Source organism: Halomonas sp. R57-5, assembly GCF_900070345.1.
GTDB classification, from domain to species: domain Bacteria; phylum Pseudomonadota; class Gammaproteobacteria; order Pseudomonadales; family Halomonadaceae; genus Vreelandella; species Vreelandella ventosae_B.
In genome coordinates this window covers 4,415,882-4,435,597 of sequence record NZ_LN813019.1, presented here as the reverse complement: position 1 = coordinate 4,435,597, position 19,716 = coordinate 4,415,882, and the positions used below count along the sequence as shown (strand labels likewise).

At 56.7% G+C, this 19,716-nt stretch carries 17 protein-coding genes; 13 read left to right on the top strand and 4 right to left on the bottom strand.

Features of this window, described 5'->3' with window-relative positions:
• Nucleotides 1–24 precede the first annotated feature (24 nt).
• The 3 genes from dnaE (at nt 25) to tilS (ending at nt 5,881) form a co-directional block, all read left to right on the top strand.
• The gene (dnaE, locus tag HALO_RS20155; RefSeq protein ID WP_035576566.1) at nt 25–3,540 is read left to right on the top strand and encodes a DNA polymerase III subunit alpha; all 3,516 of its coding nucleotides are present in this window, start codon (nt 25–27) and stop codon (nt 3,538–3,540) included.
• 105 nt (nt 3,541–3,645) lie between these two features.
• A complete protein-coding gene (locus HALO_RS20150) occupies nt 3,646–4,602 on the top strand; it encodes an acetyl-CoA carboxylase carboxyltransferase subunit alpha (protein WP_035576567.1) in 957 nt (318 codons plus the stop codon).
• Nucleotides 4,583–5,881 (top strand): tRNA lysidine(34) synthetase TilS, encoded by a 1,299-nt coding sequence (gene tilS / locus HALO_RS20145; RefSeq protein ID WP_035576568.1) that lies wholly within the window; start codon nt 4,583–4,585, stop codon nt 5,879–5,881. Before HALO_RS20150 ends, tilS begins: the two co-directional genes overlap by 20 nt.
• On the opposite strand, the gene ppx is transcribed toward tilS, so the two are convergent.
• Nucleotides 5,856–7,409 (bottom strand): exopolyphosphatase, encoded by a 1,554-nt coding sequence (gene ppx, locus HALO_RS20140; protein WP_035576569.1) that lies wholly within the window; start codon nt 7,407–7,409, stop codon nt 5,856–5,858. The genes tilS and ppx overlap by 26 nt on opposite strands.
• 530 nt (nt 7,410–7,939) lie before the next feature.
• On the opposite strand from ppx, the gene rho reads away from it, so the two are divergent.
• The 8 genes from rho (at nt 7,940) to HALO_RS20110 (ending at nt 14,759) form a co-directional block, all read left to right on the top strand.
• The gene (gene rho / locus HALO_RS20135) at nt 7,940–9,199 is read left to right on the top strand and encodes a transcription termination factor Rho (RefSeq protein WP_050713939.1); all 1,260 of its coding nucleotides are present in this window, start codon (nt 7,940–7,942) and stop codon (nt 9,197–9,199) included.
• Between the two features lie 31 nt (nt 9,200–9,230).
• The gene (gene ubiD, locus HALO_RS20130) at nt 9,231–10,721 is read left to right on the top strand and encodes a 4-hydroxy-3-polyprenylbenzoate decarboxylase (protein WP_050713938.1); all 1,491 of its coding nucleotides are present in this window, start codon (nt 9,231–9,233) and stop codon (nt 10,719–10,721) included.
• A 64-nt stretch (nt 10,722–10,785) separates the two neighbouring features.
• Nucleotides 10,786–11,526 carry an NAD(P)H-flavin reductase gene (locus HALO_RS20125; protein ID WP_035576571.1) on the top strand — a complete coding sequence of 247 codons (741 nt, stop codon included), beginning with the start codon at nt 10,786–10,788 and terminating at the stop codon, nt 11,524–11,526.
• A 63-nt stretch (nt 11,527–11,589) separates the two neighbouring features.
• Entirely contained in the window at nt 11,590–11,718 is a 129-nt protein-coding gene (locus HALO_RS23645; protein ID WP_261377686.1) for a hypothetical protein, read from the top strand.
• Nucleotides 11,719–12,115: 397 nt separating this feature from the next.
• The gene (locus tag HALO_RS23235; RefSeq protein ID WP_172821689.1) at nt 12,116–12,274 is read left to right on the top strand and encodes a hypothetical protein; all 159 of its coding nucleotides are present in this window, start codon (nt 12,116–12,118) and stop codon (nt 12,272–12,274) included.
• Between the two features lie 2 nt (nt 12,275–12,276).
• Nucleotides 12,277–13,371 (top strand): 3-deoxy-7-phosphoheptulonate synthase, encoded by a 1,095-nt coding sequence (locus HALO_RS20120; protein ID WP_035576572.1) that lies wholly within the window; start codon nt 12,277–12,279, stop codon nt 13,369–13,371.
• An 80-nt stretch (nt 13,372–13,451) separates the two neighbouring features.
• Nucleotides 13,452–13,964, top strand: a complete 513-nt coding sequence (locus HALO_RS20115; protein ID WP_050713937.1) for a DUF3087 family protein — start codon at nt 13,452–13,454, stop codon at nt 13,962–13,964.
• Nucleotides 13,965–14,009: 45 nt separating this feature from the next.
• The gene (locus tag HALO_RS20110; protein ID WP_035576574.1) at nt 14,010–14,759 is read left to right on the top strand and encodes an MliC family protein; all 750 of its coding nucleotides are present in this window, start codon (nt 14,010–14,012) and stop codon (nt 14,757–14,759) included.
• Nucleotides 14,760–14,781: 22 nt separating this feature from the next.
• Here HALO_RS20110 and HALO_RS20105 read toward each other — a convergent pair whose 3' ends face one another.
• A complete protein-coding gene (locus HALO_RS20105; RefSeq protein ID WP_035576575.1) occupies nt 14,782–15,852 on the bottom strand; it encodes a metal-dependent hydrolase in 1,071 nt (356 codons plus the stop codon).
• A 131-nt stretch (nt 15,853–15,983) separates the two neighbouring features.
• Between HALO_RS20105 and gloA the strand changes: the two genes are divergently transcribed.
• Nucleotides 15,984–16,424: a lactoylglutathione lyase gene (gene gloA, locus HALO_RS20100; RefSeq protein ID WP_035576576.1), complete on the top strand. Its 441-nt coding sequence runs from the start codon at nt 15,984–15,986 to the stop codon at nt 16,422–16,424.
• A gap of 91 nt (nt 16,425–16,515) precedes the next feature.
• Entirely contained in the window at nt 16,516–16,977 is a 462-nt protein-coding gene (locus HALO_RS20095; protein WP_035576577.1) for an META domain-containing protein, read from the top strand.
• Between the two features lie 7 nt (nt 16,978–16,984).
• Here the strand turns inward: HALO_RS20095 and HALO_RS20090 are convergent, their stop codons facing one another.
• Both HALO_RS20090 and HALO_RS20085 read right to left on the bottom strand, forming a co-directional pair.
• The gene (locus HALO_RS20090) at nt 16,985–18,124 is read right to left on the bottom strand and encodes an FAD-dependent oxidoreductase (RefSeq protein WP_035576578.1); all 1,140 of its coding nucleotides are present in this window, start codon (nt 18,122–18,124) and stop codon (nt 16,985–16,987) included.
• Nucleotides 18,125–18,156: 32 nt separating this feature from the next.
• A complete protein-coding gene (locus HALO_RS20085; protein ID WP_035576579.1) occupies nt 18,157–19,551 on the bottom strand; it encodes a GGDEF domain-containing protein in 1,395 nt (464 codons plus the stop codon).
• Nucleotides 19,552–19,716 lie beyond the last annotated feature (165 nt).

Genomic DNA, 19,716 nt, shown 5'->3' with positions numbered 1-19,716 from the left:
ACCTAGCGTTTTGCTGAGAGTCCCATGACGGTTCCGTTCGTTCATTTACGTTTGCACAGTGAATACTCCCTGGTCGATGGCTTAGTGAAGCTAAAATCGCTGGTCAGCACCACGGCTGAGCGGGCGATGCCAGCATTGGCCTTGACCGACGAAGCCAACCTTTTCGGCCTGGTGAAGTTCTACAAAGCCGCCCAGGGGGCGGGGTTGAAGCCGATTATTGGCAGCGATTTATGGCTGCACAATCCCCATGACGAGTCGCACCCCTACCGGCTAACGCTGCTGGCGATGAACGATGTTGGCTATCGCAACCTGACTGAGCTGATCTCCAAGGGCTGGACCCATGGCCAGCGCCAGGGGCGCGCCATTCTTGATAAACAGTGGGTGCTGGAACAGAGCGAGGGCTTGATTGCGCTCTCCGGCGCACGGGAGGGCGAGATTGGTCGCCACCTGTTGTCTGACCACGAACAGGACGCTCGGGTGCTGCTTGAAGAGTGGCAGGCAGCGTTTCCTGAGCGCTTTTACCTGGAACTGATTCGTACTGGGCGCCCGCTGGAAGAGGCCTGTGTTCACGCCAGCGTCAAGCTGGCCATTGAAACGGGCACCCCAGTGGTAGCCACCAACGACGTGCGCTTTCTGGAGCGAGACGACTACTGGGCCCATGAGACCCGGGTCGCCATCGGCGAAGGTAAAGCACTGGATGACCCGCGCCGCGAACGCCGCTACACCGAAGAGCAGTATCTAAAAAGCCCCGACGAGATGGCGGCGCTGTTCTCGGATATTCCTGAAGCGCTGGAAAACAGCGTGATGATTGCCGAACGCTGCAGCGTTAACGTGCGCCTGGGCGAGATTTTCCTGCCCGAGTTCGGCATTCCCGAGGGCATGACCCAGGACGAGTTCTTCCGCAAGGTCTCCCACGACGGTTTAACCGAGCGGTTGGATTTTCTATTTCCTGCACAGCGCTACCCTCGCGACAGCGAAGAGTATCAGGCGATCGACCAGCGCTACCGCGACCGGCTGGAGTTCGAACTCAACGTTATTATTCAGATGGGCTTCCCAGGCTACTTCCTGATCGTGATGGACTTTATCCAGTGGGCCAAGGACAACCGTGTACCGGTAGGCCCTGGGCGAGGCTCTGGTGCCGGTTCGCTAGTGGCCTACGCGCAGAAGATCACTGACTTAGACCCGATTGGTTACGACCTGCTGTTCGAACGCTTTTTGAACCCTGAACGTGTCTCGATGCCCGACTTTGATGTCGATTTCTGCATGGAGAAACGCGACAAAGTCATTGAGTACGTGGCCGAGCGCTACGGGCGTAACGCGGTTTCTCAGATTGTTACCTTTGGCACCATGGCGGCCAAGGCGGTGGTGCGTGACGTGGCCCGTGCCCAGGGGCGCCCCTATTCGCTGGGTGACAAGCTCTCCAAGCTGATTCCCTTTGAAGTGGGCATGACGCTGGCCAAAGCGATTGAGCAGGAGCCCGCGCTTAAAGAATTTATCGGCAACGACGACGAAGCCGAAGAGATCTGGGAGATGGCGCTCAAACTAGAGGGCACCACTCGCGGTACTGGTAAACACGCCGGTGGGGTGGTTATCGCTCCCACCAAGCTGACCGATTTTTCGCCGCTGCTCTGCGATGAAGACGGCTCCGGCTTGGTCGTTCAGTTTGATAAAAACGACATTGAAGAGGCCGGGCTGGTTAAGTTTGACTTCCTGGGCCTGCGTACGCTGACGATTATCGACTGGGCGCTGGAGATGGTCGATAAGGTGCGCAGCGTTAATGGTCAGGGGCCGCTCAATATCGAGAGCATCCCGCTGGACGACGCGCCCACCTTTGAGATGCTCAAGCGCGCCGAGACAACCGCGGTCTTCCAGCTTGAATCTCGCGGTATGAAGGAACTGATCAAGCGCCTGCTGCCCGACTCCCTGGATGACATGATCGCCCTGGTGGCGCTGTTCCGACCCGGGCCGCTGCAGTCAGGCATGGTTGATGACTTTATCAACCGTAAGCACGGCCGGGCCGAAGTCTCTTATCCCCACCCTGATTACCAGCATGAGCTGTTAAAGCCCGTGCTGGCGCCTACCTACGGCATCATTCTCTACCAAGAGCAGGTCATGCAGATCGCGCAGGTCATGGCAGGCTACAGCCTCGGCCAGGCCGATATGCTGCGTCGGGCCATGGGTAAGAAAAAGCCCGAAGAGATGGCCAAACAGCGCGACGGCTTTATGGAGGGGTGTGCCGCCAACGGCATCGATAAAGACCTGGCCGGTAACATCTTCGACCTGGTGGAAAAATTCGCCGGTTACGGTTTTAACAAGTCCCACTCGGCCGCCTACGCGCTGGTGTCTTACCAAACCGCGTGGCTGAAAGCCCACTACCCAGGGCCCTTCATGGCCGCGGTTATGTCCACGGAAATGGACAACCTGGATAAAGTGGTACCGCTGATTGAGGAGTGTCGTAACCTCAGGCTCACCGTGACCCCGCCGAACGTCAACGTCGGTGGCTACAAGTTTACCGTCGATACCGATGCGCGGGTGGTCTATGGGCTAGGCGCGATTCGTGGCGTGGGCGAAGGCCCCATTGGCGCCATTGTCGAAGCACGTGAAGCAGATGGCCCGTTTAAGGATATCTTCGACTTCTGTCGTCGTATCGACCCCAAGCGGATGAATAAGCGCACCCTTGAGGCACTGATTCGCTCCGGCGCGCTGGATACCATCGGCCCCAATCGCGCGGTGCTGTTCGCGGCGATGGAAGACGCGCTAAAAGCCGCCGCCCAGAACCACGCTAACCAGAATCTGGGCATGCTGGATATGTTCGGTGATGCGTTTAGCGCCGACGAAGGGGCTGGTGAAGGCGACAGTAACGTTTACGCTGAGTATATCAACGCCCGCGAGTGGACCGACCGCGAGCGACTCTCAGGCGAGAAAGATACCCTGGGGCTTTACCTCACCGGCCACCCGATCGACGAATACGAGCGCGAATTAAAGCGCTTTGTGTCGACTCGGATCAGTGATTTAAAACCCTCTCGCGACCCCCAGCGCGTTGCTGGACTAGTGGTCGGCGTGCGCACCATGAAGTCCAAACGCGGCGATACCATGGCATTTATTACCCTGGATGACCGCACCGGGCGCATTGAAGCTTCGCTGTTTGGGGAGCTATTTGAGCAACTGCGCGGTCAGATTGAGGCCGATCAGGTATTGATCGTTGAGGGCGAAGTCTCCAGCGATGAATTTTCCGGCGGCCTGCGCTTGCGCGGCAAGGATGTCACGCCGATGGTGACCGCGCGCATTCGCTACGGTCAGGCGGTGGAGCTGGCACTGGATGCGGGGCAAATCAATGGTCGTTTAATTGAGACCCTGCGCGACAGCTTGACGCCGTACCGCGACGAGGAAGGTTTGCCGGTACGCCTGCAGTACCGCCACCCGGCAGCGGTTGCCTGGCTCGAGCTTGCCGATGAGTGGAAAGTGGCGCCTAGTGACGATTTACTGCTGGCGCTGCGGGATGTGCAGGGCCAGGCAGGTGTTCAGCTCCGTTATCGCTAAAGAGAGCCTAACTTGCGTGGCTGGGTCAGGGTGCGATAATGCGCTTATTCTCTCATTACTTATCAATGCTTATTTTGATCAGGCTACTTTTTATAGGCAGCGCCGATGAATCCTAATTATCTCGATTTTGAACAGCCGATTGCCGAACTTCAGGCAAAAATTGAGGAGCTGCGCTTAGTCAGCTCCGATAGCCAAGTGAACCTTTCTGACGAGATTGCTCGGCTGGAAGAGAAAAGCCGCAAGCTGACGGAATCGATCTTCAAGGATTTGACTCCCTGGCAGGTTTCGCAGATTTCACGGCATCCCCAGCGCCCCTACACGCTGGACTATCTTGAGCACATCTTTACCGACTTTGACGAGCTGCACGGCGACCGCAACTTCGCCGATGATGCCGCGCTAGTCGGTGGCATCGCGCGGCTGAACGATGCACCGGTAATGGTCATTGGCCATCAAAAAGGCCGCGATGTAAAAGAGAAGGTGCGCCGTAACTTTGGTATGCCACGCCCGGAGGGCTACCGCAAAGCGTGCCGTCTGATGGAAATGGCTGAGCGCTTTAAAATGCCGGTGCTGACCTTTATCGATACCCCGGGCGCTTACCCAGGCATTGACGCCGAAGAGCGCGGTCAGTCCGAAGCCATCGCCTACAACCTGGCCGTTATGTCGCGGCTGAAAACCCCGATTATCTCGACGGTAGTGGGTGAGGGTGGTTCAGGTGGCGCACTGGCCATTGGTGTCTGCGACGAGCTGCAAATGCTGCAGTACTCCACCTACTCGGTGATCTCGCCAGAAGGCTGCGCCTCGATTCTGTGGAAGAGTGCCACCAAAGCCTCGGACGCCGCCCAGGCAATGGGCATTACCGCCGAGCGACTGAAAGAGTTGGGTTTTGTCGATTCGCTCATTAAAGAGCCGCTGGGTGGATCCCACCGCCACCCGCTGACCACCGCTGAACGGGTCAAAGAGGCGCTAACCGCCAGCCTGGAACGTCTGCAGGCGATGGACACCGACGCGCTGTTAGAGCGTCGCTACAAGCGTTTAATGAGCTATGGCGCCCCAGCCGCGTAAATTACTGCAAGGCTTGCTTGAAGACGCCCTGGCGGAAACCCCGCCGGGGCGCTCTATTTGGGTGGCACTCTCCGGCGGTCTGGACTCCTGCTTGCTGCTTACATTAGCCGCAGCCGTCTGCGAACAAGCAGACCGTCCCCTGCGCGCCCTTCATATTAACCACGGCCTCCAGGCGGCAGCGGCGGCATTCGAACAGCAGTGTAAAACGCTCTGCGTGCGGTTGAACGTTCCGCTAACGGTGGTTCGCGTGTCGGTGGATGCCCAAGGTAAAGGCGTCGAGGGTGCGGCACGCAACGCCCGCTATGCCGCATTTCAGGCAACGCTTCCCGCTGGTGACACGCTGTGGCTGGCTCAGCACCAGGATGATCAGGCAGAAACCTTTCTGCTTGCTGCCCTGCGCGGCAGTGGACTGCGTGGCCTGGCGGGCATGCCATTTCTGCGCGAGGCCGAGGGAATTACCTTGGTGCGTCCATGGCTCTCCGTGCGTCGAGCTGAACTTGAAGCTGCAGCGGGTCTGCTTGAGTTGAATTGGTGCGAAGATCCTACCAACCAGGATATTCGCTTTGACCGTAATCGACTGCGTCACCGGATATTACCTGCACTGCGTGAGCGCTGGCCCGCCGCCGACGTTGCTTTAGCGAATAGCGCAGCCCACGCCAGTGAAGCAGATGCTGTGCTTAGCGAATATTTAGCGGCCGAGTTAGTAGCGCTCACCACCGGTGAAGGGCATGTAGATGCGAGCGCGCTTAGGCAGCGCTCCCGTGCGCGCCAGCGGCTACTGGTGCGCACTCTCTGTCAGCAGCAGGGCTTACCTACGCCGCCGCAGAAGCGCTTAGATAGCCTGTTGGATCAGCTGACGGCGAAGGCTGATGCTGAGGTGTGCGTTGAGTGGCCGGGCGCCCAGGCGCGCCTGTGGCGCCAGCGGCTCTATCTGATCGCACCGCTTGAAATGCTGCCGCCATGGGAGGCCCGCTGGGATGGTCAAGCCCCGCTGGAAACGCCCGTTGGGCCGTTAGGCTGGCAGCTGGCATCATCTCAGCCGCACTCTCACGTGCTGAGGGTAACTTGGCGCCAGGGAGGCGAGGTTATTCAATTGCCTAAACGGGGGCGGCGTGATCTTAAGCGGCTGTTACAAGAGGCTGATATGCCGCCCTGGGAACGCGAGCGGCTGGTGGTGATTATGCAGGCGGATGCATGTATTGGCGTCATTTGCCCCCCTGCCAAGCTACTATGGCAGGCCGAGGGGGTCGCCTTTAGCCGTTTAACTTCACTTGTTTAATCACCAGCTTAAACCCTGCAGCTTCCATAAACGCCTGCTCCTGCTCCAAGTCGGTGCTCAACAGAGTGGGTTCATCGCTGGCAGGCAGGGTGAGCGTCAGGCTATGGCTGTCAGCGCTAATCTCGGGTAGCGGCGGGGCGACTTCAGGACGCGAATGGTTGAGCAGTACGGCTAAGCGCAGCAGCCGGGCGAGCTTCTGGGTAGACGCTTGCTGCGCCTCGGGCAGGGCCTGCCACTCCTTGAGCGGAAATTTGCGCCGGTGGGCACGCACTAAAAACGCCAGTTGGCGCTGTTCAGGGCGTGAAAAACCGGCCAGGTCAGAGTGCTCCAGCAGGTAGGCGCCGTGGCGATGGAACTGGCTGTGGGAGATCGCCAGGCCGATTTCATGCACCAAGCATGCCCACTGCAAGTAGCGCCCTTGTTCAGGGCTTAGTGACCACACCTGGTGCACCTGGTCGAACAGGCGCTCGGCGGTGTCGGCGACGTTGAGCCCTTGGCGCGTATCCACATCGTAGGTGCGTTTGAGCGACTCCAGGCTCTTGGAGCGAGAATCTTCTGCTGTGTTACGCCCGGCCATGTCGTAGAGCACGCCTTCACGCAGGGCGCCATCCGCATAGCGCATTTGAGTTAAATCGAAGGCTTCAAAAATCGCCCCAAGAATGGCAATACCTGCCGGGAAGACTTTGGCCCGGTCGGCTTTGAGTCCATCCAGCACGACTTTATCCAGCTGCTTACACTTCAGCAGCCGTTCGCGCAGCTGCTTCAAACCGTCACGGGTGATAACGCCTTCGTGGGGGGTGTCGCCGTAAGCATGCAATACGCTGGCGGCAGCCTTAATTGTGCCGCTGGAGCCAACCGGGTCGTCCCACCCTAGGCGTTGGTAGGGTCGCTGAATATTGGCCAGTTCTGAGAGCGCAGCTAACTCAGCACGGCGCATGCGTTTTTCGTTTAATTCACCGTCGGCGAAGAAACGTCGGGAAAAAGTCACGCAGCCCATGCGCAAGCTTTCCAGCGCTTTGGGCTCGAAAGCTTCGCCGATAATAAATTCGGTCGAACCGCCGCCAATGTCGACGATTAAGCGGCGGCCATTTTCGGCCAGAGCGTGGGCGGCGCCTAAATAAATCAGCCGGGCCTCTTCGCGACCGGCAATAATTTCGATGGCATGGCCTAACTGGGCCTCGGCGCGCTCGATAAACGCTTGGCTATTATCGGCATCGCGCAGTGCATTAGTCCCTACGATGCGTAAATTAGCGTGGGTAATGTCGCTTAAAAACGGCGCAAAGCGCCCCAGGCAGTCCAACGCGCGCTGCATCGCCTCTTCGCTGAGCAGGCCGTCATCGTCCAAACCCGCGGCTAGCTGCACCTTTTCACCCAAGCGGGCCACCACCTGAAGGCGTTCATGCTGGTAGTTGGCCACCAGTAGGTGAAAGCTGTTGGAGCCCAGGTCAATAGCGGCTAAGCGCTGCGGTGCACCGCTGTCTGCCTCGGCGGCAGAGGTGGCAATGGGGGGCGAAATATCCGTGGGCATGAGCATTCCTTGGTGTTGGCTGTGCCAAGGTTGCGGCGACCTTTATCTATTGTCAATTGCCAAAGGCTTGCGTTTATCGCGGCGCTTGACTACCATCGAGCTACTGGCCTGATCTGACCTGGTTAGTTAGTGTGTCCACAAGTGCTTCGCTGTTGAGATGACTGCCGTTTAGGTAACTGACGTTCAGATAAAAAATCTTGCATGCGTTGCTCAAGTACGGCACCTTGGTCGCCCCAGACGTTACTCACTGTTGTCCCGTTAGCGTCAGCCAGAATTCCAAGTCGTCAGATAGCCCACTGGTTCAACCACTCTCCTGTGGGAACCAGATTAAACAACTGTTAGCACCCTCGAGTTGAGTCTTAATGATGACAAGCTACAGCGTTGTTAGTTAAGTCCAACCCAGTTCCTTTCATCTTCGAGCGCGTGCCTTTACCGGGGTCTGAACGCATCACACGGCGTCACTTTCACGCCTCCTGTCATACTCCCGGCGCCTGGCGCCCAGCTTCCATGAGCAACTTTCTAACACACCGATGAATCTCACTGAACTCAAGCAAAAAACCGTTCCCGAGCTCCTCGATATCGCCCGTGAAATGGGTATTGATAACTTGGCCCGTTCGCGCAAGCAGGACATCATTTTCGCCATCCTTAAAAAACACGCCAAAAGTGGCGAGGATATTTACGGCGACGGTGTGCTGGAAATTCTTCAGGATGGCTTCGGCTTCCTGCGTAGCGCTGACAGCTCCTATCTCGCCGGTCCCGACGATATCTACATATCGCCTTCGCAGATCCGCCGTTTCAATCTGCGCAAGGGTGACTCCATTTCCGGCAAAATCCGTCCGCCGAAGGAGGGTGAGCGCTACTTCGCCCTGCTGAAGGTCAGTCAAATTAACTTTGACCGTCCGGAAAATGCCAAGCACAAGATCCTGTTTGAGAACTTAACGCCGCTGTTCCCAGACGATCGTATGCGTATGGAGATCGGKAACGGCTCCACGGAAGACCTTACCGCGCGGATCATCGATCTAACCGCGCCGATCGGTAAAGGCCAACGTGGTTTGCTGGTATCGCCGCCCAAGGCGGGTAAAACGCTGATGTTGCAAAACATCGCGACTTCCATTACGCGCAACAATCCAGAGTGTCATCTGATCGTACTGCTGATCGATGAGCGCCCTGAGGAAGTGACCGAAATGTCGCGCACCGTGCGTGGCGAAGTAGTGGCGTCGACCTTCGATGAGCCGCCTGCGCGTCACGTGCAAGTGGCCGAAATGGTGATCGAGAAAGCCAAGCGCTTGGTTGAGCACAAGAAAGACGTGGTCATCCTGCTTGACTCGATTACCCGACTAGCGCGTGCCTACAACACCGTGGTACCTAGCTCCGGCAAAGTACTTACCGGTGGTGTCGATGCCCACGCCCTTGAAAAGCCGAAACGCTTCTTTGGTGCGGCGCGTAACATCGAAGAGGGCGGCAGCTTGACGATTATCGCCACGGCGCTGGTCGATACCGGCTCCMAGATGGACGAAGTCATCTTCGAAGAGTTCAAGGGTACCGGTAATATGGAAGCCCATCTGGACCGCAAACTGGCAGAGCGTCGCGTATTCCCGGCAATCAATATCCGTCGCAGCGGCACCCGTCGTGAAGACCTGCTGGCTTCTGAGGATGAAATGCAGCGCATGTGGATTCTGCGTAAGCTGCTTAATCCGATGGAAGACACCGCCGCCACTGAATTCCTGATCGACCGTCTGAAAGATACCAAGACCAATCTTGAGTTCTTTGAAGCGATGAAGCGCCGCTAAGGCGGCGCACTTGCCAGCCAGGGAGCGTGCCTTGAAGTATAAAGACTTGCGCGAGTTCATCGCAGCGCTTGAAGCGCAGGGTGAGCTCAAGCGTATCTCCGTCGAAGTCGATCCTTATCTGGAAATCACCGAAATTTGCGACCGCACCCTGCGTGCCGGTGGCCCGGCGTTGCTGTTTGAAAACGTCAAAGGCCACGACATGCCGCTGCTTGGCAACCTGTTTGGTACGCCTAAACGGGTGGCGCTGGGCATGGGTCAAGACTCGGTGGAAGCGCTACGAGAAGTGGGTAAGCTGTTGGCGTTTCTCAAAGAGCCTGACCCGCCCAAAGGCTTGAAAGACGCCTGGGACAAGCTACCGATCTTCAAGCAAGTGCTCAGCATGGGGCCGAAAAACGTCAAGCATGCACCGGTGCAAGAAGTGGTGTATGAAGACGACGAGGTCGACCTTGGCCTGCTGCCGATTCAGCACTGCTGGCCGGGCGATGCGGCGCCGCTGGTCACCTGGCCGCTGGTGATTACCAAAGGGCCGCATAAGAAGCGTCAGAATCTGGGCATTTACCGTCAGCAGAAAATCGGCAAAAACCGCCTGATTATGCGCTGGCTCTCCCATCGCGGCGGCGCGCTGGACTTTCTTGAGTTTCAAAAAGCCCATCCTGGCGAGCCTTTCCCGGTCGCTGTGGCGCTTGGCGCCGACCCGGCGACGATTCTGGGTGCGGTTACTCCGGTGCCGGATTCGCTCTCGGAGTACGCCTTTGCGGGTCTGCTGCGCGGTTCGCGTACCGAGTTGGTCAAGTGCGGCCACGCCGACCTGGATGTGCCTGCGTCCAGCGAGATTATCCTCGAAGGCTTTATCTACCCAGATGATATGGCGGCGGAAGGCCCCTTTGGCGATCACACCGGTTAMTACAACGAGGTCGACCACTTTCCGGTATTTACCATCACGCGGATGACCATGCGCCGTGATGCGATTTATCACTCGACCTATACCGGGCGTCCGCCGGATGAACCGGCGATTTTGGGCGTGGCGCTCAACGAAGTCTTTGTGCCTATTCTGTGCAAGCAGTTCCCCGAAATTGTCGACTTCTACCTGCCGCCGGAAGGCTGTTCTTACCGCATGGCGGTGGTCACCATGAAGAAGCAGTMCCCCGGGCACGCCAAGCGCGTGATGATGGGGGTGTGGAGCTTCCTGCGCCAGTTTATGTACACCAAGTTTGTGATTGTGCTGGATGACGACGTGGATGCGCGCAATTGGGAAGACGTGATCTGGGCGATTACCACCCGGATGGATCCTGCGCGGGATACCGTGATGGTCGAAAATACCCCGATTGATTATCTCGATTTCGCCTCGCCAGTCTCAGGGCTAGGCTCGAAAATGGGACTCGATGCCACCAATAAGTGGCCAGGCGAAACCGACCGCGAATGGGGCACCCCGATTGTGATGGACGATGCCGTTAAAGCGCGCGTGGATGAGCGTTGGGAAGCGCTGGGTATTGGCCTTGAGCTACCGCCCCCTCGCCTTTGATGCGGTTAATTCAGTAGTGGATCATGCAGCGTATCGCTGACCGAATTTGTTAAAAGAGGCTTTCATGAGTGCAAGGACGTTGACGTGCCAAGTCACCGAGGTTGAGAACTTAAACCCGGACGTGTTTGGTGTGACGCTAGCCGGGCGCCCCGAAGCCATGCAGCATGCGCCGGGGCAATATTTAGAGCTTAAGCTGGACGATACAACCTGGGTGCCGTTTTCGATCGCCAGTGCAGATCGCAGCAATGGCGTGATCGAGCTGCATATTCAGCACTGGCCGGAGCGTGATAACTCAGCGCGGCTGCGTGAACTGCTACAGGTCGCCAACCAGCTCACACTGCGTCTGCCCGGCGGTGAGTGTGTGCTTGATAGCGAGAGTGAAAGGCCGCTACTGCTGATTGCTGCAGGTACGGGGTTTTCGCAGATGAAAGCCATCATTGAAGCGGTGCTGCACGAACAGCCGGAGCGAGAGATTTCACTCTGGTGGGCGGCCCGTGAGCACCGCGATCTCTATTTAGAGCAACTGGCCAGCCACTGGGCGCAAACCCATGCTAACGTCTGCTTTCATGCGGTGACCGAATCACCTTTAGAAGAGCCGTTGGCGGCCGGAGAGCGGATCACCCATCACCTGGGGCGTGTTGACCAAGTATTAAAAAGCGCCGATATCACACCAGACACCCACGACGTGTATATCTCGGGGTCGCCCAACATGGTCTATGCCTGCCTGGATGCGCTGGATGCAAAAGGCACTAAACTAGAGCGAGTGTTTTCGGATGTGTTTGCCTACGCACCTCGATCTACTTAATATGGCCTCAGATTTTGGCTACTTCCCCCCTGATATAGTGTTGATAAAAAAAAGGAGGCTAACATGGCCCAACACGACGAAAACTTTAAAGACGATTCTGGTTTCCTGTCCATCTTTCTAGGCTTGGTGGTGCTGGTAAGTATGAGCGCGCTGCCCGCTACTATTGGTTGGGTGCAAGCTTTTAGCGGTTGAGTGTTGCCATTTGCAGCGCTTGCAGGCAGGATAAAACCTCAACGCCATGGCGGCAGCCCTATCAGACGATTTACTTGGGCTAGGGATTGCCAGCGGAACTAACAGAATCTAACGGAATATGGGCATGCAGCGACTAACCACCCCACATATAGTAAACCCACAGCCAGAATTGGCTGGTGGCTTTGCGTTTTATGGGTATTGGTTTAGCCACGGTGTGCCCCTGGCCGACGCCTAACGTCGCGCCACCAGGCACACCACTCGGTTGCCTGCCGCAAGCACAGAAGCCCCGGTCGGTAACCCCGCCGGGGCTTCTGGCGTTTTTGGGCCTTGTATTGTGAAACATGGCTATTGTTGGGCTTAGTGAGTTTTCATTATTATTTCATCAAGGAGCAGCATCATGATCTATCGCGCACTGACTAACGCTTTCGCTACCTATTTTGTGGGTTACGGCTATAGCTGGCGATTTAGCGACGCGCGGTCGGTGCTAGCTGCCACCTCCGACCGCGTACGCCTGGGTGGTCACCTAGTTAAACGATGTACGCTTGCGGAGAATTGATCATGAATGCGCCTATCAGCACTGTTGTAAACAACCCTGTTGTAAACACGGCCCACGCCAGCCTACGGCCTATGCCGGAAGCCAACTCTTCCACACAGCGGCTGCCAACCCCTGCCCAGCTTCATCAGCATATCTCGTTAGGTGACTCGCTGAGTGAGCAGGTTGCCCGCCAACGCCACGCCGTCCAACAGATTTTGAGCGGTCACGATAATCGCTTACTGGTTGTGGTGGGTCCCTGCTCCGTGCATGACCCAGACGCAGCACTTGAATACGCCGACCGCCTAGCCGCACTCAGTGAAGAAGTGAGCGAGCACATTTTGCCGGTGATGCGCGTCTACGTTGAAAAACCGCGCACCACCGTGGGCTGGAAAGGGCTGGCCTACGACCCAGGCTTAGATGGCAGCGGCGATATGCCCCGCGGTTTGGCGCTCTCCCGTGAACTCATGCATGCGGTAGCCGCCCGCGGCCTGCCGGTGGCCACCGAGCTTTTGCAGCCGATGCTGGCGCCTTACTTGGATGATTTACTGAGCTGGGTAGCGATTGGCGCGCGCACCACCGAATCGCAGTTGCACCGTGAACTGGCCAGTGACTTGCTAGCAGCGGTGGGCTTTAAAAATGCCACCAGCGGCGATGTGCAAGTGGCGATTGATGCCATGAGTGCGGCGGCCCACCCGCACCAGCGTTTCGCGGTAGATCCTCACGGCCACCCGGTTGTTCAGCAAACCACGGGTAACCCGCACACCCACGTGGTGCTGCGCGGCGGTCACGGTGAGCCCAACTACCAGAGTCACCATGTGCGGGCAGCCACTACTGCGTTGCGTAACGCCGGGCAAAACCCACGGCTGATGGTGGATTGCAGCCATGCCAATGCGCGTAAAGATCATCGCCGCCAGAGTGAAGTGATGCTGGATGTGTTGGCGCAGCGTCAGGCGGGCGAAGCTAACCTGGTAGCGCTGATGCTGGAAAGCCATTTGTTCGAGGGCAAACAGCCGCTCAAGCCTGGTGCCATGCGCTACGGCGTATCGGTCACCGATGCCTGCGTGGGCTGGGAAACGACCGAACACTTACTTAAAACGGCCGCGGAGCGTTTGGCGTAATTGCATTTGTAAACGCTATTACTTGTTTGCCCTGGCCAGCCCCGTATCATAGGGCGTTTGCAGCGATAATGAGGCTGGCCATGGTATTTACCCTAGAACATCACGATCCCGAGACCTACCGCCGCAAAGCCCGAATGATCAGCTTTGCCATGGCGGGGCAACTGATTATTTTTGGCCTCCTATTCTCAATGCTCCTTACCTCCMCCTTTGGCAGTAGCCTATGGCTCAACGCCCTCGGCGTGCTGCTTGGGTTATTGGCCACCAGTGCGTTATTTGCCGTGCTGCGCGAGCGCCCATGGATGACGGAGGTTCGCTACGTCTGGCAGCTAAAACATCACCTATCGCAAGTCAGTGGCTACCTTTCGCAACTGCGCAAAGCGGTGGAAGAGAACAACCGTACGGCGTTGGATTTACTCACTTTCTATCATCAGGGCATGGCACAGTTGGCGGAGCTTAACGGGCGCACCACCGACGACGACGCCGAACGGCTAGCGGAAAAAATGCAGGTTAAAATCAAACGCGAAGAGCTGGAGTTACCCCCGCAGGTCGAGAGTATTGATACGCATGACCTGCAGGCGTTCAAACGTGGGTAAGCCGCTCAGTAGGCAATAGCAGCATTTTTACAGGGAGCACGATGTATGAATACGTTAAAAACATGGGGTGGTGCCATCGCCGCTGCCGGTGTGATGGCGGTGCTCGGGGGCTGCGCAGCAACCCCCTCCGCAGAAACAATAGCCTCTAAAGAAACTGCCGCCGCTAACCAAGCAACGCTGGATAACCGAGCGCCTTTTCTGCCCTCGGCGCTATTCCCTGGCTCAGCCTCCCAATTTACCGCTTGGCAATGTGAGCCTGCACAACAGAACTTAGTGACCGCGACCAATGCCAACGACCTACGTCTATGGTCGCTGCACGGCGCATGGCGGCTCCCCCAGGCGATCGTGGCCAGCGGCGCGCGCTATCAAGACGGTGAGATTAGCTTCTGGAACCGGGGTGACAAGGCGCTAGTGGAAACGCCGCGGGGGCAGCTGAAGTGTTCGCAGGCTGAGCAGCGTGATGCCTTAACTCGAACCGAGAAGCCCGGKGTAATGTTTTTTGGCCAGGGCAATGAGCCGGGCTGGACGGTTGCGCTAGCGAATGACACGCCCACGCTGACGATGGAGACGAACTATGGGGAAGAGCGTCTTCAACTGCCCTATATGGTTAGCGTGATGGACAACGACGCAGGTCGGGTTGTGATTGAAAACGCCGATGTGGAGCCTTTTTTCCGCGTGCGCATTGAGGCCGGTGCCTGCTTTGACAATATGAGCGGAAAGCCTTTTCCCGCCCGCGTTACGCTAACCTATGGCGGCGAGCAATATAGTGGCTGCGGCCAAGGTATTGCCCCCTAGCCGAATCTCATAAAGAGCTAGCTCAGCAACGATAGACAATACGCTCGGCCCGCCACTCTGGCGGCACAAAGTCGCTGGCGCAAAGGGCTGAGGTGTTGCCAGTGGCGCGAGCGGCAAGCCGTGATAGTGTTTCCAACTGAATACCGCGGGTACTCTCCACTTGTTCGCTCACCGCCAGCGGGTGCCAGCGATCACTTTCAAGCGTTGCCAGGGTAAAGCTAAACGGATGAAAACCAGGGAAGCCGAGCCGAATATCGGTGGCGATCAGCGTCTCTTTTCCGTCCAGAAGTCGTGTTTCATAGCGCAGGAAAGGCCCCGTGAACCACGTTAAGCGCTGCCCTTGCTGGCTGGCCAGGGCATACTCCGCCAATTCAGGGTTACTAACCAGCGGCTCAAGACGTGGTTGCCGGTCACTGTCGAACACGCTCACCAGACTTTCATAATAACGATCCTCGCCCATGACCGTGGCACGCCATAGCACAATGTTAAACGGCGTTGGCTGTATCAGTAGGGGAGCTTCCTCCAGCCCCTGCTCCGCCAGTGCCGGGGCAAGGCGTTGCTCCACCGTTAACTTAGCCCCAGCGGCCATCATGAGGTAAACACAAGTGATCGCTAATCCCCAAGCGCACGCCTTCATTACTCGCTGTGATACCAGTGCAACCCCAATCGCAATCAGTAACGGAAGGGTGTAGAGCGGGTCGATTATAAAAATAATCGGCCATGCCGATGGGGACAGATCAAGCGGCCAAAGCAGTTGAGTGCCGTACGTGGTGAGCGCGTCGAGCAGTGGATGGGTGATCAGTATTAGCGTAAAGAAGCTCCACCAGCGGGGCAGGCTGATATCTTTTGCGGGAGCAAATCGCGTGCACAGCAGCGCCAATAGGGTAGCTAACCCGGTGAGCACAAAAAGCGAATGGCTAAAGCCTCGATGCTCAGTGACATTGGCTACAGCATCGCCATAGTCCAACGCTACATCAAGATCGGGCAGGGTGCCCAGTACGGCGCCGATTAGAATGGCCTTGCGCCCTAAGCGCTTGCCCAATACGGCACCGCCAATGGCTGCGCCAAGCGCGGCTTGAGTGACTGAATCCACAGGTTTCTCCGACGGGTAAACCCAGCTAAGATAAAGGGTATTATTTAATTATACAGCGTTGCAGCGATTTATTTCCGCTGTCACGTTTTTGTAAAGTATGACTAGGACGTTTTTTTCTCTCAGGAGTTGATATGCAATATCTACATACCATGGTGCGTGTCAGTGACCTAGATGCTTCGCTGCGTTTTTACTGCGATTTGCTGGGGCTTAAAGAAGTGCGCCGTAAAGAGAATGAGAAAGGGCGCTTTACGCTGGTATTCCTGGCCGCGCCAGCAGATGAGCCGCGCTCGGAGCGGCTGACCGCACCAGAATTAGAACTGACCTATAATTGGGATCCTGAAGAGTACACTGGCGGGCGTAATTTTGGCCACCTGGCTTACCGGGTGGACGACATTTATGCGCTCTGCCAGCACCTTAAAGACAACGGCGTGACGATTAATCGCCCGCCCCGTGATGGCCATATGGCGTTTGTGAAATCGCCCGATGGCATCTCTGTTGAACTGCTGCAGAAGGGCGATGCCTTGGCACCGCAAGAGCCCTGGGCCTCAATGGAAAACAGCGGTAGCTGGTAAGAGCTTGGTGTTAAAAACTGTTGTTAAGAACCGTTGTTAAGAACTATTGTTAAGAACTAGCCGGTAATCGTTAAACAAGGGAAAGATCACCATGACCATGAAAGGTTGGCGTTTACTGCCACTGTTAGCCTCGGCTGCACTGCTGTTAAGTGCGTGTAGCAGTGCGCCTGGACCAAGCTCGGTACCGCAAGACGGCCCAAGTGGCTCCTCGCTCTCGGGTGCTATCGTCGATCAACGTTGGAACCTGCTGTTAGTGGGCACCGATGAAAGGTTGTCGATGCCGGAAGCAGCCTTTTTCCAGATTTCACCGAATGGAAGCGTCACCGGCCACGATGGCTGTAACCGTTTTACCGGCGAGGTAACGCTCGGCGAGAACCAACGCATTGAATTTAGCGAACTGGCCACCACGCGCATGGCGTGCCCTAAAATGGAAGACGCTCAGCGAGTGACGAATATGTTGGAGAGCGCCTATCGTTACTTGATCGACCATGATCGCTTGGTCTTTTTTGGCCCAGACAGCCGAGTATTAGGCGGTTGGCGCGAAGGAAACTAACGGACAGTCAGTCCTCAAAAGGCGGATTGAAACGGGCAATAAAGCGCGCATCAATGCGCTTTTTCCATTCCCATACCCATTTGCCTGAAAGGCCAAGGGCGCCGCGGCTGGCAATGGCGCGGCCGTCGCCGGTACCAATCAGTGCCAATACGCGTTTGGGKGGCTGCCAGGGGGATAGTGGCTCACCGTGGCAGGCGCGGCGTAGGTTGTTTGCCAAGTGCGGACCCATACGCACCGCATAAACCCCTGCGCTGGGCAGCGCCGGGGTCAAACCTGCACAGTCGCCAACGGCAAAAACACTCGGCTGGCCTGTGACTTCCAGCGTGTTCTCTACGCGGATAAAACCGTGTTTGTCCAACGGCAGCGCGGTGTCCTCAAGCCAAGGGTGGCCAACCGCGCCGGTTGCCCATAGCACGATATCCGCATCGAGGCGTTTATCATCATGGGTTGCGACGCCGCCTGCAATCAGTGTTTCTCCGCGTTGCTCAAAGTGAACGGAGATACCTGCTTTGGAGAGCGCACGCTTTATTAGCCAGCGTGGTAAGCGCCCGGCATCCGGCAGCAGTTCGTTAGCAGCGCTGAGCAAATGCCCCTGCCACTCAATATCCGGGCGCTGTTGGCGCAACTGGGCCAGTACGCTCATTAGCGTTTCACAGCCTGCGGCGCCTCCGCCAACGCCCATCACCCGTTGGGTGCCGCCGTCAGGTAAATGGCTAATTTCGTTCTGCAGTGCCTGCCAGCGCTGGTGCAAGCTGCTTAATGGGCGCATGGCGAGTAGCTTGGGGAGTTGCTCTCCGTGCTGCTGGGGGAGCGTCAGGGTCGAGCCGATATTGAAGGAGGCCACATCAAAATTAACCTGCTCGCCATTCTCCAGCGCCACATGGCGTAGTAGCGTGTTAATAGTTTTAGCTGGGGAAAGAATCAATCGAGCGTTGGCCCGTTGGCATAACGCAGCCACGTTGATTTGCGTCTCGCGCAGCGTGCACTCTCCCGCCAGCCACGCGGGCACGCTGCCTGAGTAAGCCGCTAACGGACTATCGCTCACCACGGTAATCGCGATGTTGGGTTCCGGCTGGAGGGCAAAGGCTTCGAGTACAAAGGCGTGGGCATGGCCCGCACCAATCAGTAATAACCGCTGCATGGGCATCGCCTATTCGAAAACTGTGTGCTGTTGGGTGATTAGCAAATAATGACCCGATTTTTACCCGCCATCTTGGCCAGATACATGCCTCGATCCGCCCGCTCAAATAGTTGGCGGGGCTGGTCACCGGGCTGCACAAGGGTTAGGCCGATACTAATCGTTAATTGGTCAGCGGTGGCGAAAGTGTGTTGTTCCACATTGCGGCAAAGCCGGTTAGCCAGGGCTAGGCTGGCATCTTGGTCATGTCCCTTGGTGATGACGACGAACTCTTCGCCTCCCCAGCGGCCAAGATGGTCATCATCTCGCAACGATTTCTGCACTAAATGTGCCATATCACGCAAGATGTCGTCGCCTACTGCATGCCCATAGGTATCGTTAATATTTTTAAAATCATCAATATCAAACATCAACATGGCGAAACTGACTGACGAATCGAGCAAATCCTCAATCACTAGCTCGGTGTAGTAACGATTCCAGCATTTCGTTAAAGGATCGGTATGGGCCAGGCCCTCAAGGCGTTGATTAGTTTTGGTTAACTGGCGATTGAGGCGAACGACCTCCTGGGCTGTAATAGCCACTGCCAAATCATCGGCCAGCTCAATCATCATAGCGGCTTCCAGTGGCATCCAATAACTCAAGGCGTCTTGAAGCGTTACATCCGCAGCCAAGGTGGGGTGTAGCGGCTGTTGACGAAACAGCAGTAACCAACCCAATGAAGCATTCGCAACGCTGAGCGGGGCCGCCAAGCCTCCTTGGCAACTGCCAGTTAGCTCGGCGATTTCGTCATGGGCGTTCTGTTGGTTCAACTGCTGTAGCTGATGAAATAACTGGTGCTTGGAGGGACATTCGCCAAAGCAGTGTAGATCGCCCTGATACGTCAGTGCGATACCCTCAGCCTGAAAAATATCGCACCAACTGGCACCATGATGCTGCAAAATACCATCGATGGACGTCAGGCGTTTAATATCTCGTGATAGCAGCTTGCGGCGCGACTTTAAACCTGACTGGCGAGCGGCCATGCGCTCTGCTTTTAACAAGCGTAAGCGTTGGGACGCAATATCGATGAGCAACTGAATCCATTTGCCTGGTCCAGCGTCGACCGCAGGGGGATGCCCAATATAGCCCCACACGCCATGTTCGCCATTTAGCTCATAAAGTTGCAGTTCTGAAGCCGCTAGGTCGTCGTAACAACGAATAGCGAGCAGGGGGGAATGAGAGGTCAGGGTACTTTCCATCGGGTAGCAGTATGCCAAGCGGAGATTGCCTGAGCTCAAGCGACGATAAAGCGTGATCGGTTTAGCCTGTGTGAGCGAGTGCAGCATTTTTGCCAGCAGCTCAAAAAGCTCAAGAGGAGTGGCCGAGCTGCAGAGTAATGCCAGCTCATGACACAGGTGGTCAATATTTTGCACCGATGGAGATAGTGTGCCACTCATCCTGAATGACTCCTCAAGCGCCGCGCTTCAGCGTTTAGCATAGCCACTCGCCCGCTTCGGCTAAGCGAAAGCTCAAAATTGAATTAATGATTCAATCAAAAGGTGAACCGTTATTCAACTATTATTGAACAATCGCTTCACATTGGCGGCATGAATGAAAAAATC

Coding starts and splice junctions, on each gene's coding strand:
- dnaE (WP_035576566.1), top strand. CDS start 25: ATGACGGTTCCGTTCGTTCATTTACGTTTGCACAGTGAATACTCCCTG.
- HALO_RS20150 (WP_035576567.1), top strand. CDS start 3,646: ATGAATCCTAATTATCTCGATTTTGAACAGCCGATTGCCGAACTTCAG.
- tilS (WP_035576568.1), top strand. CDS start 4,583: ATGGCGCCCCAGCCGCGTAAATTACTGCAAGGCTTGCTTGAAGACGCC.
- ppx (WP_035576569.1), bottom strand. CDS start 7,409: ATGCCCACGGATATTTCGCCCCCCATTGCCACCTCTGCCGCCGAGGCA.
- HALO_RS20125 (WP_035576571.1), top strand. CDS start 10,786: ATGAGTGCAAGGACGTTGACGTGCCAAGTCACCGAGGTTGAGAACTTA.
- HALO_RS23645 (WP_261377686.1), top strand. CDS start 11,590: ATGGCCCAACACGACGAAAACTTTAAAGACGATTCTGGTTTCCTGTCC.
- HALO_RS23235 (WP_172821689.1), top strand. CDS start 12,116: ATGATCTATCGCGCACTGACTAACGCTTTCGCTACCTATTTTGTGGGT.
- HALO_RS20120 (WP_035576572.1), top strand. CDS start 12,277: ATGAATGCGCCTATCAGCACTGTTGTAAACAACCCTGTTGTAAACACG.
- gloA (WP_035576576.1), top strand. CDS start 15,984: ATGCAATATCTACATACCATGGTGCGTGTCAGTGACCTAGATGCTTCG.
- HALO_RS20095 (WP_035576577.1), top strand. CDS start 16,516: ATGACCATGAAAGGTTGGCGTTTACTGCCACTGTTAGCCTCGGCTGCA.
- HALO_RS20085 (WP_035576579.1), bottom strand. CDS start 19,551: ATGAGTGGCACACTATCTCCATCGGTGCAAAATATTGACCACCTGTGT.